Here is a 16684-nt window from a genome sequence, read left to right as displayed (position 1 = left end):
AAAAACAGCTGGAAATAAAAAACCACCGAACTTTAGTTCGTATTTTTAGTGATTTTGCTTTCCATTGTGTTACTATATCTATAGGAAGATTTCGTTAAAGAAACGGAGGCTTATTTTTGTGAAAGATCGCTTTGAGTTAGTCTCGAAATATCAGCCCCAGGGAGATCAGCCGAAAGCCATTGAAAAGCTTGTGAAAGGAATTCAGGAGGGCAAGAAGCATCAGACTCTGCTGGGTGCGACAGGAACTGGGAAAACATTTACGGTGTCTAATTTGATTAAAGAAGTCAATAAGCCGACTCTCGTGATTGCCCATAACAAAACCCTTGCTGGACAGCTTTACAGTGAGTTCAAGGAATTTTTTCCGAACAATGCTGTCGAGTATTTTGTCAGCTACTATGATTATTATCAGCCGGAGGCGTATGTGCCTCAAACGGATACATTTATAGAGAAAGACGCTAGTATTAATGATGAAATTGATAAACTGAGACACTCCGCCACATCAGCTTTGTTTGAGCGCAGAGATGTCATTATTATTGCGAGTGTGTCTTGTATATACGGCCTCGGTTCGCCTGAGGAATACCGGGAAATGGTCGTGTCACTGCGGACTGAAATGGAAATTGAGCGCAATGAGCTGCTCAGAAAACTTGTAGACATCCAATATGCCCGCAACGATATAGACTTTCAGCGCGGTACATTTCGTGTGCGCGGGGATGTAGTGGAAATCTTTCCGGCATCCCGTGATGAGCATTGTATCAGAGTTGAATTTTTCGGTGACGAAATCGAACGGATTCGGGAAGTGGATGCGCTGACAGGAGAAATTCTCGGCGACCGAGATCATGTTGCGATTTTCCCGGCATCCCACTTCGTAACGCGGGCCGAGAAAATGGAGAAGGCGATTCAAAATATCGAGAAGGAGCTTGAGGAGCAGCTGAAGGTCATGCACGAAAACGGAAAGCTCCTTGAAGCGCAGCGTTTAGAGCAGCGGACAAGATATGATCTTGAAATGATGCGTGAAATGGGTTTCTGCTCCGGCATCGAGAACTATTCAAGACATTTGACTCTGCGGCCTCCAGGTTCAACGCCGTATACGCTTCTTGATTATTTCCCAGACGATTTTATGATCGTGGTGGATGAGTCGCATGTGACAATTCCTCAGGTGCGCGGCATGTTTAACGGAGACCAGGCGCGGAAACAGGTGCTCGTGGATCACGGCTTCCGGCTTCCATCAGCGCTTGATAACCGTCCGCTTCGTTTTGAGGAATTTGAAAAGCATATGCACAATATCGTGTATGTATCAGCAACACCAGGGCCGTACGAGATTGAACATACAGATGAAATGGTCGAACAGATCATTCGTCCGACGGGGCTTCTTGACCCGCTTATTGACGTCCGTCCAATCGAAGGTCAGATTGACGACTTGATCGGCGAAATTCAAGCAAGAATCGAGCGGAATGAACGGGTGCTTGTGACAACTTTGACGAAGAAGATGTCAGAGGATCTGACCGATTATTTAAAGGAAATCGGCATTAAAGTAAACTATCTGCATTCTGAGATCAAGACGCTTGAACGGATTGAAATTATCCGCGACCTGCGCCTTGGCAAGTACGATGTGCTTGTCGGCATCAACCTGCTGAGGGAAGGTTTGGACATCCCCGAAGTATCCCTTGTTGCGATTTTGGATGCGGATAAGGAAGGTTTCCTTCGTTCGGAGCGGTCGCTGATCCAGACCATCGGACGGGCAGCGAGAAATGCGGAAGGCCGCGTCATTATGTACGCCGATAAAATAACGAAGTCTATGGAAATTGCGATTAATGAAACAAAACGCCGCCGCGAGCAGCAGGAGCGGTTTAATGAAGAGCACGGCATTACGCCGAAAACGATAAATAAAGAAATTCGCGATGTCATTCGTGCCACAGTAGCAGCTGAGGATAAAGCGGAATACAAAACAAAAGCCGCGCCGAAGCTGTCGAAAATGACGAAGAAAGAACGCCAGAAAGTCGTTGAACAGATGGAGCATGAAATGAAGGAAGCCGCCAAGGCGCTTGACTTTGAAAGAGCCGCGGAGCTTCGCGATTTACTTTTAGAGCTAAAAGCGGAAGGATGATGAACAAATGGCTATGGATCGGATAGAGGTGAAGGGAGCCAGGGCGCATAACCTGAAAAATATAGATGTAACGATTCCGAGAGATCAGCTTGTCGTTGTCACCGGTTTGTCCGGATCAGGTAAATCCTCCCTTGCCTTTGACACGATATATGCTGAAGGACAGAGACGGTATGTCGAGTCGCTGTCTGCTTATGCCCGCCAGTTTTTAGGGCAAATGGATAAGCCTGATGTGGATGCAATTGAGGGGCTCTCTCCCGCCATCAGCATTGATCAGAAAACAACGAGCCGCAATCCGAGGTCTACTGTCGGTACGGTAACTGAGATTTATGATTATCTGCGTCTTTTATATGCGAGAGTAGGGAAGCCTCATTGTCCGGAGCACGGAATTGAGATTACATCCCAGACCATCGAGCAAATGGTGGACAGAATTCTGGAATATCCGGAACGGACGAAGCTTCAGGTGCTGGCGCCGATTGTCTCGGGCCGAAAAGGCGCTCATGTCAAAGTGCTTGAACAGATTAGAAAACAAGGCTATGTCAGAGTCAGAATTGACGGCGAGATGGCCGAGCTTTCCGACGATATCGAATTAGAAAAGAACAAGAAGCATTCCATTGAGGTAGTCATTGACCGGATTGTCGTGAAAGAAGGCGTGGCAGCCCGGCTGTCAGATTCATTGGAAACGGCGCTCCGTTTAGGTGAAGGACGGGTTATGATCGATGTCATCGGTGAGGAAGAGCTGATGTTCAGCGAGCATCATGCCTGTCCGCACTGCGGATTTTCAATTGGTGAACTTGAGCCGCGTCTGTTTTCGTTTAACAGTCCGTTCGGGGCGTGTCCGACGTGTGACGGTCTCGGAATGAAGCTTGAAGTGGATGCCGATCTTGTCATCCCCAATCAAGATTTGTCATTGAAGGAGAATGCGGTCGCCCCTTGGGCACCGATCAGCTCACAATATTATCCTCAGCTGCTTGAGGCAGTCTGCACCCACTACGGGATTGATATGGATGTGCCGGTCAAAGATTTGCCGAAGCATCAACTGGATAAAGTACTGTACGGCAGCGGAGATGACCTGATTTATTTCCGATATGAAAATGATTTTGGACAAATCCGCGAAGGTGAAATTCAATTTGAAGGCGTATTGCGCAACATTGAAAGACGCTATAAGGAGACAGGCTCCGATTTCATCCGTGAGCAAATGGAGCAGTATATGTCTCAGAAGTCTTGTCCGACGTGCAAAGGCTATCGGTTAAAGAAAGAGGCGCTTGCCGTACTGATTGACGGCCGCCACATCGGAAAAATTACTGAACTGTCTGTCGCCGACGCACTTGCCTTCTTTAAAGATCTCACCCTTTCTGAGAAGGATATGCAGATCGCCAATTTGATTTTGCGCGAAATTGTGGAGCGCTTAAGCTTTCTGGACAAAGTCGGCCTCGATTACCTGACATTGAGCAGGGCAGCGGGTACATTGTCCGGGGGAGAGGCGCAGCGCATCAGGCTGGCGACTCAAATTGGCTCGCGTTTATCCGGTGTGCTTTATATTTTAGATGAGCCGTCTATCGGTCTGCATCAGCGTGATAACGACCGCTTGATCAGCGCTCTGAAAAATATGAGAGACCTCGGGAACACGCTGATTGTTGTCGAACATGATGAGGACACGATGATGGCAGCAGATTATTTAATAGATATTGGACCTGGAGCCGGCATTCACGGCGGACAGGTGATATCTGCGGGTACGCCGGAAGAAGTGATGGAAGATCCAAACTCATTAACGGGCAGCTATTTATCAGGGAAAAAGTTTATCCCATTGCCTCCTGAAAGAAGAAAGCCGGACGGACGTTACATTGAAATTAAAGGTGCATCAGAAAACAACCTGAAAAAAGTGAATGCCAAGTTCCCGCTTGGGACGTTTACAGCAGTTACAGGTGTTTCCGGTTCAGGAAAGAGTACACTCGTTAATGAAATTTTGCATAAGGCGCTGGCGCAAAAGCTTCATAAAGCGAAAGCGAAGCCCGGCAGCCATAAAGAGATTAAAGGTTTGGATCATTTAGACAAAGTCATTGACATTGACCAGGCGCCAATCGGAAGAACGCCGAGATCCAACCCTGCGACATACACCGGCGTATTTGATGACATTCGTGATGTATTCGCGCAGACAAATGAAGCGAAGGTCCGCGGCTATAAAAAAGGCCGTTTCAGCTTCAACGTGAAGGGCGGACGATGTGAAGCCTGCCGCGGAGACGGGATTATTAAAATTGAAATGCACTTCCTTCCTGACGTATACGTTCCATGCGAGGTGTGTCACGGCAAACGCTATAACCGTGAAACGCTTGAAGTGACGTACAAAGGAAAAAGCATCTCTGATGTGCTTGATATGACGGTTGAAGATGCTCTTTCTTTCTTTGAAAATATCCCGAAAATCAAACGCAAGCTCCAAACCCTTTATGATGTTGGTTTAGGTTATATTACGCTCGGCCAGCCGGCGACGACCTTGTCAGGCGGAGAAGCGCAGCGCGTGAAGCTCGCGTCAGAGCTGCACAAACGCTCGACCGGACGCACGCTCTACATTTTAGATGAGCCGACGACAGGTTTGCATGTCGACGATATCGCCAGACTTCTTGTCGTGCTGCAACGGTTGGTAGACAACGGAGACACTGTACTGGTTATTGAGCATAACCTTGATATCATTAAGACGGCCGATTACATTGTGGATTTGGGCCCGGAAGGCGGAGCCGGGGGCGGAACCATTGTCGCGTCAGGAACGCCTGAGGAAATCACTGAAGTGGAAGAATCGTATACAGGCCGTTATTTGAAGCCTGTTATCGAACGTGACAAAACACGCATGAAATCGCTCTTGAAAGCGAAAGAAACAGCTACATCTTAAAACCCTCTGTTAAGAGGGGACAGCTTGTCAGCAAGTCCATCCTTGGGCTTAGCAGGCAAGCTTTTTCTTTACGGCATAATAGGTTTAGAATCGTCTTTGGGTAAAATTTCTTTGGGAAAACGCCTAAACATTTACAAATTGCTGTCGATATATGAATTGAAAGGCGGATGATGATTTCCAAATTAAGCAGACAAACCCTATTAAGGGGCTTAAAGGCATCCTTAAGCAATAACTGAATCTACATAGGTTAGAAGCTTTATTGGAATCTGATACGCCAGAAATCAAAGAAAAGGAAGTCTTTGATTTCAAAAACATATACACATGGAGGTATTTTTCACATGAGAATCAACCACAATATTGCAGCGCTTAACACACTAAACCGTTTGTCTTCAAACAACAGTGCGAGCTCAAAAAACATGGAGAAACTTTCTTCTGGTCTTCGTATCAACCGTGCGGGAGATGACGCAGCGGGTCTTGCGATTTCTGAAAAAATGAGAGGACAAATCAGAGGTCTTGAAATGGCTTCTAAAAACTCTCAAGACGGAATTTCTCTTATCCAAACAGCTGAGGGTGCATTGACTGAAACCCATGCAATCCTTCAACGTATGCGTGAACTTACTGTTCAAGCTGGAAACACAGGTACACAGCAAACTGAAGATTTAACTGCAATTAAAGATGAAATGGATGCTTTAACTGAAGAGATCGATGGAATTTCTCAACGTACGGAATTTAACGGAAAAAAACTTTTAGACGGTAGTGTAACAGCAGGATTTACATTCCAAATTGGTGCAAATGCTGGCCAAAATATTAATGTTACAATTGGCAACATGGATGCAACAACTTTAGGAGTAAAAGGTATCGATGTTTCAGCGGATGATTTTAGTTTTGACACTGAGATTGTTAAAATCGATAGTGCAATTACAAGTGTTTCAAATCAACGTGCTAAACTTGGTGCGGTACAAAACCGTTTAGAGCACACAATCAATAACTTAAGCGCTTCTGGTGAAAACCTGACTGCTGCTGAGTCTCGTATTCGTGACGTTGACATGGCGAAAGAAATGAGCGAGTTCACAAAGAACAACATTCTTTCTCAAGCTTCTCAAGCGATGCTTGCTCAAGCAAACCAACAGCCGCAAAACGTGCTTCAATTGTTACGTTAATTCTGAACGGCTATCTCTTTATGATAGTCACAGCTTGCCGACAGAGTCCATTAACTGGATGTGCCGGCAGGCTTTTTTTGTTACAATCATTTTGTGACAGCCAGGGAATCACTTGTTTTTTCAAAACAAAAAAGGCAAGATATTGTCATCTAACCTTTAGCTTTGTTTCAGTTATAATGAATGATATGTTTTCCGCAATTACAAAGTCTTCTTATACAGCTGCTTACTTACACTCATTAAATCTTGAACAATATGCGTGTTGCTGCTGTCGAGCAGCACTTTTATATATTGGATATCGTGAGAAATCGGGAAGGGTCCGTGAATCTGCTCAAGCTCGGCGATCATTTCACGATTCATTCTTTTTTGTTCATGAATCAGCTTTAACACTGATTCTTGTGTTACTGTATAGTCACTGGGATCTTTCTCCATTGCTTGTCCAGCCTCCTTGGTTGCCGTAAGCTTTTTACATATTGTAATCGGTATAGCCGGAAGATTCTACTTCTAAAACTTTTTAAAATCCAATTTCCGTAAATCGGAGCATGTCTAAAGAATGAATTTGAAACCTGAAGAGATTTTAAACGTATAAATAAGTAAAACGTCCCTGATCTTTTGTCATGGACAATTCACAATAGGAGTGTGGAATGAATTGAACCGTAATCAAGCTATTATTGCATCACTTTGTTATTTCAGTGTGTTTATTGCGCCAATCATTGTGCCGATTGTGGCTTATTTTGTTGTAAATGAGAAAGAAACAAAACGCCATGCGATACGCTCTCTTATTTCTCACATTGTTCCGTTTGTCGGCTGGCTGTTCCTTTTTATTGCTTTACTTGGTGGAGCCGTTGCGATTGATGGAGACAGCTTGCTTCCTGTATTTGTAATCATCGGGGGAGCGGTTATTTATTTCTTAGTTGTCATTGGCATTATCATTTGGAATGTGATTCAGGGCATTAAGGTCCTGCGTGCAGCATAAGTAGACAATGGGGAGGAGATCGTAATGAAGCAAGAAAAGGAACGAATCCTTAAGCTTGTTGAGGAAGGAAAGCTTACAGCACAAGAAGCTTTGACACTGATTGAAAAGCTTGACAGCGACTACAAGGAAAAAGAAGAAAAAATCACAGCGCTCTCAGTTCATGTTCATGACGAGGAAGAGCCATTTACAACGGCAAAAAAAGAAAGCGGCAAGCCGTCTTTAGGAGCCAAGCTGTTTGACTGGATTGATTCTGCTGTGAAAAAGGTCAAGGAAGTTGACCTTGATTTAAACTTTGGCCATGCGTATGATGTTCAGCACATTTTTCAATTTAAAGATACTGACTTTTCCAGTGTTGAGCTGCAAATTGCCAACGGCAGCGTGAATATCGTCCCTTGGGAAGATGACGATATCAGAGCGGAATGCCAGGCGAAGGTATATCGCGCTGATAGCCAGGATGCGGCGAGACACGCATTTCTTCAGCATATTGAATGTGAAATCAAAGGTAATAAGTTTTTTATCCGTACTGAGAAAAAGACGATGAAAACGAATGTCACTTTGTATATTCCTCAGAAGGAGTATGATAAGATTCGAGTGAAGCTGTTTAACGGTCCGGTCAGAGGGGAACATTTACATGTAAAAGAGTTCTCAGCGAAAACGACAAACGGCGTGCTGTCGTTCTCGCACTTAACAGCCGAAAAAGCCATAGCTGAAACGGCCAACGGGCAAATTAAGCTCGCCAGCCACAGCTGCGGAACGATAGAAGCGGAAACCATTAACGGATTGATCGATCTCCGAGGGAAAAGCGAATCCATTGACGTTCAAAGCTTTAACGGAAATATTGCGATTAACGTAACAGAATCAGACTGCCGCTCCATTTATGCAAAAACAACGACTGGAAGTGTGGAGCTTGCGATTCCGGACGATCTCGCAGTGAAGGCAGAGCTGAAAAGCAATCTTGGTTCGCTGTCCCATGAATTAATGGATGTTGAGATGCTGAAGGAAAAAAATGATACCATTCAAAAAGAAATGATGTTCACTTCAAATCAGGCACATGATCAAAACATCACCGTCTTCTCAGAATCACTAACAGGCGCCATCAAACTAAAGTACTCACAGAGGTGATCGAATGAATAAGCTTTATCGCTCAGAAAAAAATAAGAAAATCGCCGGTGTTATCGGAGGTCTCGCGGAATATTTCAATTGGGACGCATCACTCCTCAGAGTCATAACTGTCATCTTAGCCATTATGACAAGTGTTTTGCCGGTTTTGCTCATTTATATCATTTGGATTTTTATCGTCCCGTCAGAAAGGGATATGAAATGACATGGTAAAATGGGCAGTCAGCATTTTAGTCAATGCATTGTTATTAATCGTCATTGATGGATATATTGACTCCATCCATATCAGCAGCATTGGGGCAGCGATTATCGCCAGCCTCATTTTATCGATCTTAAACGTGCTGATTAAACCGCTTTTAATTATCTTTACACTGCCGGTCACCATGGTGACGCTTGGACTCTTCTTGTTTGTGATTAACGCCATCACGCTTATGATGACCGCGTCCATTATGGGTGACAGCTTTCAAATCGACGGCTTCGGCACCGCGATATGGGCATCCGTTATCCTGTCGGTCTTCCATTTGCTGATTCAAAAAGGCATTTTAGAGCCGCTTAGAAAAAAATAAAAAAAGCTGCCTGCAAAGGCAGCTTTTTTACATGTTCTGCAGCCTCCTTAAAAAATTGTGAAGTAAAGTGTTCGCTTTTTGTTCAGCAGTCCCACGTATATGTCGTATACCATCTGCTTTGTCAGATTGGACATTGTTTAAAAATGAACTCATAAGCTTCCCTGTTCAGACGCAAAATACATGAAAAGGGAGGTGCTTTGATGAGGAAATACACGGTTATTGCTTCTATATTACTGTCTCTTCTTTCCGTTTTGTCTGGCGGCCATCATGAATCGAAAGCTTTTCCAGTTGTACAGCAGGAACTATTGCAAACGCCTCATTACATACCCTTGCTTGAAAATCCTCCTCAAATTGATGTGAAAGCTGAAATGAGAAGCAATCTAATGATTGAGGCTCAAGTTCGCGATAATTCGTATCAAGCATTTTCCGCCTTTCTTTTTTATAAACAAAGTAATGAGCTGGGCTACAAAATGGTGCCGATGGACCCGACCCCCGGAGCGGTCCGCAAGTTTTTGGCACAAATTCCAAAACGTTTGATTTGGAACAGCGAGCTTGAGTATTACATTGTGATGTCGAATGGGAAGCAGCGGGTGGAGTCGGAGACGAAGAAACTGAAGCTTGAAGGATACCAGGCTGACCTTGCCCATATTCCGGAGCTTCTGATCACAGAGCTGGCGGTTGATACGAAGAATATAGGACGCGCAGACGGTTATGAATTTATTGAGATTTTTAATACGACTGACAGAACGATTGATTTTAAAGACTACCATATCCGTTACCGCTATCCAAAAGAAGGGCCTGACTCCGATCTGATTTGGAGACCTGATGAAAGGATCTTGATACCATCCGGCGAAACGTTTGTCGTCTGGCTGAAGCCTGCCGGGCATCCAGAATTGACGTCAGAGGATTTCAATCGTTATTATCAGACACAACTAAAAGAAGGAAAAAATCTCGCGGTGATAGACGAGACAGAGGGTATGGCCAATACGAGGCCGCGGGCCGTTGTGATATCAACGAATACAGGAAAGGACATTTCGGTTGCGCATTATCGGAAACATGCGCTGCGCCGGCTGTCATCAGTGCTTTATAAGTATCCGTTGAACGGAACCGCAGAACTTCTGAACATTTCAATCGGGGAAAAGAATCCGTCTCCCGGAACCGTATTACAGGCACAGGTGCCCGAGCAGAAACGGAAAATCAAGCTCGATAAAGAAAAGCCGGTCATTGAGGATTTGACTGACCGCAAGTCTGTCCGCCCTGCTGAAAGCATTGAGCTGCGGGCTGACATACGGGACCGAAGTCTAGTGAAAACAGCGGCCTTTTACTACCGGACGGATGAGAACAAACCGTTTAAGCGAATTCTTGCTGAAAAAGACCGCAACGATAATCTCTACCATTATATTGTGTATTCGCCTGAATTGATCGGGAAGGATCAGCTAGAGTATTATGTGGCGGCCGGGGACGGGATCAATGAAGCGAGAACGCCGGTCAAAATGATTGATATTAAACAAACAAGCAAGTCGCACGGTCTGCGGATGAATATTGAAAACAGAGACACGCTGTCGGGAACTCAATTTCTCAAAGCCACGACAGAAGGGCGAGCTGACCGCATTAAGCTGTGGATTGACGGGAAAAAACAAGTGACAGAGCCCGCGATGGAAAAAGAAGTATATTTTGCGTTCGATACGAGGAAAACGAACCTTTATTTTAAAAACGCGGTAACGATGGAAGGCAAAGTGCTGAAGGTGTTCGATGATACAACAAATAAATACCGCACCTATTCTGTTCCATTGCCAGAGACACTGCTTCGGAAAGGGAAGCAGCTGCAGCGTATTACAATACGATCGGGTTCGAAGGTGTCTCCGTTTGATACGGCTGAAAACCGTGATGACTTCTTAGTCAAAAACGCCCGATTGGTGTTATCAGATGGAACGGTGATCAGGGATCAGAGGGTGTCCCCTGAGAAGGAACTCTTTATTGGCGATAATCAGCGCTCAAATAAAAGCTGGCAATTTCAGTTCAATCTGCCTGACGGACTATTTACATCACAGCTGCTGGAGTGGGATACATCAAAGCTTTCTGAAGGCGCTCACCATATTCAAGCAAGCGACGGGAAGGAAAATGTCAGCCTGGTTGTACGGGTAGATAATTCAGGACCTCACATTGAGCCGAATATCACCGAGGGGCAAACGTATAAAGGAAACCTTATCCTGCAGGCGGATATGTATGATAAATGGAGCAAAATTGAGGAAGCGGAAGCGTCTTTAGATGGAGAAAGCATTACACTCCCATATCATACGTCATCTTCTGACCTTTTGCCGGGAAAACATTCTCTAAAAGTGACAGCAACGGATCTCGCGGGCAATAAAACTGTGATTGAGAGGATATTTAAAACCGAACGAGAGCATCCGGACCAGCCGGAGGTTATAGACACCGAAGCCGACACGCATAAGGCCAAGCTTTCTGTACGGGTGAAAGATCCGACGAATGATGCCATGGATGTTGGTTTTTATAGGGGATTTCAATATACAGCGCGCAATCATGTGAAAATATTTAAGCACGCGTCACTGACTGAACCGCCGAAAAGCTTTGTGCCGGAAAGGGAGACCCCATTTACGAATCAAGAATTGGAGCGGGTATCAGCTGCTGATGGAAAAACAGTATCGACAGAAAACAAAGAGCTTTTCCCTTATCATCGCTTTGAAGTGACGGTTGATCCATCAATTGATGAGAATGATCTGGCAGAAGCGGTCTGGAAGGGCAGTTCTTTGCCGGGGAGAAAGGTGACGATGTATGCTTGGAATTATCGGACAAACGAATGGCAGCCAGTTGACAGCTTCGTCGCGAAGGATGACAAACCGTTTACGCTAAAAGCGTCTGTGATTGTCGCCGATTTTGTACGGGAGTCGAAAATGAATGTGATTGTACAGGATGAAATTCCCCCTGCGAAGGATATGTACACATTTGTCTGGATGTCTGATACACAGTATTACGCCGAAAGCTATCCGCATATTTTTGATAAACAGACCGAGTGGATAAAAGATAATCAAAAGCAGCTCAATATCAAATATGTGTTCCACACGGGTGATATTGTAGATGATTCCGCCGATATCAGACAGTGGAAAAACGCTGATCGGTCAATGTCCGTTCTGGATAAGAGCGGAATACCTTACGGCGTGCTGGCCGGCAACCACGATGTCGGGCATAAGGACGGCTCCTACAGGGCGTTTGGCAAATATTTTGGCAGCGATCGTTTTGATAAAAAATTGCATTATGGCGGTTCCTATAAAAATAACCGCGGACATTATGACCTGATTTCGAGCAACGGCAATGATTATATCATGCTGTACATGGGATGGGGCATTACGGATGAAGACATCGCGTGGATGAATCAGGTGCTGAAGAAACACCCTGACCGGATGGCCATTTTAGCTTTTCATGAGTATTTGCTGGTCAGCGGAAACAGAAGCCCGATCGGAGAGAAAATATTCAAAGAAATCGTAAAGCCGAACCCGAATGTCGTGATGGTGTTGAGCGGGCATTATCATAGTGCGATGAGAAAAACAGATGAGCTGGATGATGATGGTGATGGGAAACCGGATCGTCTTGTGCATCAAATGCTGGCCGATTATCAGGGCGGGCCAGAAGGCGGTCAAGGGTATTTGCGTTTGCTTCAATTTGACCAGGCCAATGACATGGTGCACGTATCGACGTATTCTCCGTATGTAAAGGATAAGAATTACTATGATACGGATACCTATGGCAACAAGGATGAATTTTCCCTTTCGCTTGATTTGAAACCAAGAATCAAAAAGGTGGAAACCGATTATTTTGAATGTAACGTATATACCAATGAAGAGCTCGGAAAACGGGAGCAAGTGAAGAGCGGGGATACAGCTGAATTCCGCTGGGATCATCTTGAACCGCAGTCTGTTTATTATTGGTACATTATAGTGGAAGACAGTTTTAACGGCAAAACGAAATCACCGATCTGGAAGTTCAAGACGAAAAAAGAGACATATCGTCCAGCACCAGACCAGTTTGATTTTCGCCATGTCTCCAATCCTTAAAAAGGGTTGGAGGCTTTTTTTTATGAAAGACGATCCATATAGTGGACAAATGTATAACGGTCGCCTCTGTATACAGATTTTGCATGCTCAAAAGCAGTTCCGTTCTGCAGATATGTTGTTCGTTTGATTAATAGGACCGGCGCTCCCTTTTGAATACCAAGAATGTTCGCTTCTTCCGTGGTGGCAGTGCTTGGCTCAAGCTCCTGTTTTGCACGGGAAATCGGTATGCTGTTGTACCTTTCAATATGATCATAGATCGACGACTGAAAATGCGATTCGTTTAATTCACCCGCAAGCTCAAACGGAATATGTGAGGACTCAATCGCCATCGGAATATCATTTGCCAGCCGCACCCGAGTGATTTTATGGATAGAGGAGGGGTGCCCGCAGCCTAATATAGCCGCGAGTTCCTCAGTCGAATCAATAAGCTGATAATCAATGAGCCTGCTGCCCGGTGTCATCCCGCGGCTTTTCATATCCTCGGTAAAGCTTGTCAGCCCTTGAAGTGCTTGTTCCATTTTTGGCTTGCTGACAAAGGTGCCCCGCCCCTTCAGGCGATAGAGCAAGCCTTCATTAACTAAATTAGAAAGCGCCTGGCGAACTGTCATCCGGCTGATCCCGAATTGTTGTGCATATTCGCGCTCAGAAGGAAGAGGCATATCCGGCTGCAGCTCTCCGCTCTTAATTTGGTTTTTTAATTGCTCCATAATCTGATAATAAATCGGAATAGGCGATTGTTTATTGATATTCATAAGTCAGCATGTTCCTTTCAAGGTCTTAATGACGCGGCTTCACGATCAATCAAAACCGTAACATCGGAATGCAGGTGCAAAGCAGATGCGGGAAAATCTTCGCTTATGTTTCCTTCTAACAGCTTACGAACAGCTTCCGCTTTGCTTTTTCCAGAAATGAGCAGCAGAATGCGCTTGCTTGAGAGTATCGTTTGAATTCCCATTGTGAGTGCTTTTTTTGGCACGCTGTCTATGGAAGGAAAATATCTGGAATTCGCCTGGCGGGTTTGTTCATTTAATGTCACAACATGAGTTCGTGACTTGAAAGACGTTCCCGGTTCGTTAAAGCCGATGTGTCCGTTTCTGCCGATGCCGAGAAGCTGAATGTCAGTGCCGCCGAGGGACTCGACTAGCTGTTCATACCGTCTGCACTCGGCCTCCAAATCGTCTGCATTTCCATTCGGTATAAAATGCCGGCTAGGCTTGCTGTCGATATGCTGAAAAAAACGGTCGTTCATATAGAAGTGATAGCTGTTCGGGTCATCGCTTGAAAGTCCGGCGTACTCATCCAAATTAACTGTAGTGACGTTTTGAAATGAGAGATTCTCAGTTTGGTGCAGGCGGATCAGCTCGCGATACGTGCCTTCCGGTGTGCCGCCCGTCGCTAAACCGAGAACGGCATCAGGTTTTTCTTTGATTGTATCTGCCGTTATTCTGGCTGCTTTTTGGCTTAGCTCTTCATATGTTTGACATTCCATTACTTTCATATCTGGTCAGCCTCCTTGGATATAAATGCAATGTTTCCGCGGCAAATGGTGAGAATCACCTCGCAATCACTGCTGACAATCACCAAATCTGCATCTTTTCCCACAGTCACACTGCCTTTTCGGTCAAAGATGCCCAGCTGTTTGGCCGCGTTTGCAGAAGTTATATTAGCTATATCCGTCCAAGAGCAATTTGTAAACTCACGCATATGCCGTGCGCCTTCGTTCATTTTGAGGATCGAACCGGCAAGGGTTCCGTCTGAAAGAAGAGCTGTTCGTCCTCTTACCGTCACACTTTGGCCGCCGAACTCATATACGCCGTCTTTCAGGCCTTTTGCCCTCATGGAATCGGTAATTAAAATGAGCTTGCTGCTGCCTTTCGCCAAAAAAGCAAGCTTTGCAGCTAAAGGATGGGAGTGAATGCCATCGGCGATAAGCTCTGTCACAAACCCATCATGGGCCAGCGCCGTTCCGATCACTCCGGGCTCTCGGTGATGAAACGGGCTCATCGCGTTGTACAGATGAGTCATATGGCTCGCCCCTGCTTTTGCGGCATCCGACAGCAATGCGGAATCGGCATCCGTGTGCCCCATGGACGCGATAATCGATTCGTCTTTCAAATGGCGGATCAGTTCAAAATGCTGATCCTCCTCCGGCGCAAGTGTAACAATTTTGATCAGTCCGCCAGCCTCCTGCTGCCACTTTTTGAAAAGCGCAACATCCGAAGGCCTAATCCACTCTTTTGGCTGCGCTCCGGCTCTTTTAGGCGAAACAAAGGGGCCCTCTAAATGAATGCCGAGCAGTTCTGCACCTAATAAAGAGGACTCTTCAGCCGCTTTCCACTCTCTTGCGTTCACCAACGCTTGAGAAATGTTCCCATGCTCTTGGGTAATCGTTGTGGCTAAAAAGCTCGTCGTGCCTTCTTCGGGCAGTCTTGACGACATGATGTCGAGCGCAGAAAAGCTTGCATCCATTGTATCTGCGCCATAGCCGCCGTGGATATGAATGTCAATCATGCCGGGAAGCAAAACGGAATCCGCAGGTGCTTGAATCTCTTTTGAATATGACTCCTTGGGCCGTTCTGTTGAGACTGTGCTGATTTTTCCGTCATTGATTCCGACATAGCCGTTTTTGATTACTTCATTTTCTGTCACGATCGCAATGTCTTTGATAAGAAGACTCTCTGCCATAGATGATCCGCCTTTCTGGAATTTGAATACCTTTATTTTACTCTTTTTCAGACTAGTGATCTAGACCAGCTGAGGTGTTTTCCCGCCTTTTATAAAATCTGTTTTAGGTTCAAGCCTGAAAGTGATAAAATGAAAGTATTGTGAGCAAGCTCGGGGCAGCCCGGAACAGGAGGAACATATCGTGGCAAAGGTTCGCACAAAAGACGTAATGGAACAGTTCAATTTGGAATTAATCAGCGGAGAAGAAGGAATTAACCGCCCGATTACAATGAGTGACCTATCAAGACCAGGCATTGAAATTGCCGGATATTTTACATATTACCCGAGAGAGCGCGTGCAGCTTCTCGGAAAAACAGAGCTTTCTTTCTTTGAACAGCTTCCTGAAGAGGAGAAAAAACAGCGAATGGATTCTCTGTGCACTGATGTAACACCAGCTATTATTCTTTCTAGAGATATGCCCATCCCGCAGGAGCTGATTGACGCCTCCGAGAAAAATGGGGTGCCTGTCCTCAGATCGCCGCTGAAAACGACAAGACTGTCAAGCCGTTTAACCAACTTCCTTGAGAGCAGGCTGGCGCCTACCACAGCAATTCATGGCGTTCTTGTCGATATATATGGTGTCGGCGTGCTGATCACAGGAAAGAGCGGCGTCGGAAAAAGCGAAACAGCGCTGGAGCTTGTGAAAAGAGGGCATCGCCTTGTTGCCGATGATTGCGTTGAAATACGGCAGGAGGATCAGGATACTCTTGTGGGAAACGCTCCGGAATTAATTGAGCACCTTCTTGAGATCAGGGGCCTTGGCATTATCAACGTGATGACGCTATTTGGCGCTGGCGCGGTCAGAAGCAATAAACGAATCACGATTGTCATGAATCTTGAACTCTGGGAGCAGGGCAAGCAATACGACCGGCTCGGACTTGAGGAAGAGACCATGAAAATCATTGATACAGAAATTACAAAACTGACGATTCCCGTCCGTCCAGGCCGAAATCTTGCAGTCATCATCGAAGTGGCAGCAATGAACTTCAGATTGAAGCGGATGGGGCTGAATGCCGCTGAACAATTTACCAACAAGCTGGCGGACGTCATTGAAGACGGTGAACAAGAAGAATAGGAGTTGGCGTTA

Annotated in this window: 13 protein-coding genes; 9 read left to right on the top strand and 4 right to left on the bottom strand. The window is 45.5% G+C overall.

Features of this window, described 5'->3' with window-relative positions:
- The first annotated feature begins 118 nt into the window (after positions 1–118).
- The 3 genes from uvrB to hag all read left to right on the top strand — a co-directional run bounded on the left by uvrB (position 119) and on the right by hag (position 6145).
- Complete coding sequence (gene uvrB, locus NYE56_RS17815; RefSeq protein ID WP_003228054.1) at positions 119–2104, top strand: excinuclease ABC subunit UvrB; 1986 nt, start codon at positions 119–121, stop codon at positions 2102–2104.
- Between the two features lie 7 nt (positions 2105–2111).
- The gene (gene uvrA, locus NYE56_RS17810) at positions 2112–4985 is read left to right on the top strand and encodes an excinuclease ABC subunit UvrA (protein WP_341284201.1); all 2874 of its coding nucleotides are present in this window, start codon (positions 2112–2114) and stop codon (positions 4983–4985) included.
- 338 nt (positions 4986–5323) lie between these two features.
- Positions 5324–6145, top strand: a complete 822-nt coding sequence (hag, locus tag NYE56_RS17805) for a flagellin Hag (RefSeq protein ID WP_268554956.1) — start codon at positions 5324–5326, stop codon at positions 6143–6145.
- A gap of 198 nt (positions 6146–6343) precedes the next feature.
- Here hag and NYE56_RS17800 read toward each other — a convergent pair whose 3' ends face one another.
- Positions 6344–6574, bottom strand: a complete 231-nt coding sequence (locus NYE56_RS17800) for a hypothetical protein (protein WP_003235419.1) — start codon at positions 6572–6574, stop codon at positions 6344–6346.
- 217 nt (positions 6575–6791) lie between these two features.
- Here NYE56_RS17800 and yvlA point away from each other — a divergent pair, with 217 nt between their 5' ends.
- The 5 genes from yvlA to NYE56_RS17775 all read left to right on the top strand — a co-directional run bounded on the left by yvlA (position 6792) and on the right by NYE56_RS17775 (position 12873).
- On the top strand, positions 6792–7118 hold the full coding sequence (yvlA, locus tag NYE56_RS17795; RefSeq protein ID WP_003244375.1) for a protein YvlA: 327 nt from the start codon (positions 6792–6794) through the stop codon (positions 7116–7118).
- Between the two features lie 24 nt (positions 7119–7142).
- Complete coding sequence (locus NYE56_RS17790; RefSeq protein WP_014478112.1) at positions 7143–8240, top strand: DUF4097 family beta strand repeat-containing protein; 1098 nt, start codon at positions 7143–7145, stop codon at positions 8238–8240.
- Between the two features lie 4 nt (positions 8241–8244).
- The gene (locus NYE56_RS17785; protein ID WP_003228065.1) at positions 8245–8442 is read left to right on the top strand and encodes a PspC domain-containing protein; all 198 of its coding nucleotides are present in this window, start codon (positions 8245–8247) and stop codon (positions 8440–8442) included.
- Between the two features lies 1 nt (position 8443).
- Positions 8444–8803 carry a phage holin family protein gene (locus NYE56_RS17780; RefSeq protein WP_003228066.1) on the top strand — a complete coding sequence of 120 codons (360 nt, stop codon included), beginning with the start codon at positions 8444–8446 and terminating at the stop codon, positions 8801–8803.
- Between the two features lie 200 nt (positions 8804–9003).
- A complete protein-coding gene (locus NYE56_RS17775) occupies positions 9004–12873 on the top strand; it encodes a metallophosphoesterase (protein WP_341284200.1) in 3870 nt (1289 codons plus the stop codon).
- Positions 12874–12893: 20 nt separating this feature from the next.
- On the opposite strand, the gene nagR is transcribed toward NYE56_RS17775, so the two are convergent.
- Genes nagR through nagA form a run of 3 tightly spaced genes read right to left on the bottom strand, consistent with a single transcriptional unit; the run spans position 12894 to position 15558 of the window.
- Positions 12894–13625, bottom strand: a complete 732-nt coding sequence (gene nagR / locus NYE56_RS17770; protein ID WP_341284199.1) for an N-acetylglucosamine utilization transcriptional regulator NagR — start codon at positions 13623–13625, stop codon at positions 12894–12896.
- Between the two features lie 17 nt (positions 13626–13642).
- On the bottom strand, positions 13643–14371 hold the full coding sequence (gene nagB / locus NYE56_RS17765; RefSeq protein ID WP_335449683.1) for a glucosamine-6-phosphate deaminase: 729 nt from the start codon (positions 14369–14371) through the stop codon (positions 13643–13645).
- Positions 14368–15558, bottom strand: a complete 1191-nt coding sequence (gene nagA, locus NYE56_RS17760; RefSeq protein ID WP_268554959.1) for an N-acetylglucosamine-6-phosphate deacetylase — start codon at positions 15556–15558, stop codon at positions 14368–14370. Before nagA ends, nagB begins: the two co-directional genes overlap by 4 nt.
- A 181-nt stretch (positions 15559–15739) precedes the next feature.
- Between nagA and hprK the strand changes: the two genes are divergently transcribed.
- Positions 15740–16672 carry an HPr(Ser) kinase/phosphatase gene (hprK, locus tag NYE56_RS17755; protein WP_003228097.1) on the top strand — a complete coding sequence of 311 codons (933 nt, stop codon included), beginning with the start codon at positions 15740–15742 and terminating at the stop codon, positions 16670–16672.
- Positions 16673–16684: the final 12 nt, after the last annotated feature.

It is taken from the genome of Bacillus sp. FSL R5-0603, assembly GCF_038050295.1.
Lineage (GTDB): Bacteria > Bacillota > Bacilli > Bacillales > Bacillaceae > Bacillus > Bacillus subtilis.
Note: the sequence above shows the minus strand (reverse complement) of the source record. Positions and strands in the feature narration are given on the sequence as shown.

What these genes read in the sequence shown, in the direction of transcription:
- nagA (WP_268554959.1), bottom strand. Translation starts at nt 15,558, where the DNA reads ATGGCAGAGAGTCTTCTTATCAAAGACATTGCGATCGTGACAGAAAAT.
- NYE56_RS17780 (WP_003228066.1), top strand. Translation starts at nt 8,444, where the DNA reads ATGGTAAAATGGGCAGTCAGCATTTTAGTCAATGCATTGTTATTAATC.
- hag (WP_268554956.1), top strand. Translation starts at nt 5,324, where the DNA reads ATGAGAATCAACCACAATATTGCAGCGCTTAACACACTAAACCGTTTG.
- NYE56_RS17790 (WP_014478112.1), top strand. Translation starts at nt 7,143, where the DNA reads ATGAAGCAAGAAAAGGAACGAATCCTTAAGCTTGTTGAGGAAGGAAAG.
- NYE56_RS17775 (WP_341284200.1), top strand. Translation starts at nt 9,004, where the DNA reads ATGAGGAAATACACGGTTATTGCTTCTATATTACTGTCTCTTCTTTCC.
- uvrA (WP_341284201.1), top strand. Translation starts at nt 2,112, where the DNA reads ATGGCTATGGATCGGATAGAGGTGAAGGGAGCCAGGGCGCATAACCTG.
- nagR (WP_341284199.1), bottom strand. Translation starts at nt 13,625, where the DNA reads ATGAATATCAATAAACAATCGCCTATTCCGATTTATTATCAGATTATG.
- nagB (WP_335449683.1), bottom strand. Translation starts at nt 14,371, where the DNA reads ATGAAAGTAATGGAATGTCAAACATATGAAGAGCTAAGCCAAAAAGCA.
- NYE56_RS17785 (WP_003228065.1), top strand. Translation starts at nt 8,245, where the DNA reads ATGAATAAGCTTTATCGCTCAGAAAAAAATAAGAAAATCGCCGGTGTT.
- NYE56_RS17800 (WP_003235419.1), bottom strand. Translation starts at nt 6,574, where the DNA reads ATGGAGAAAGATCCCAGTGACTATACAGTAACACAAGAATCAGTGTTA.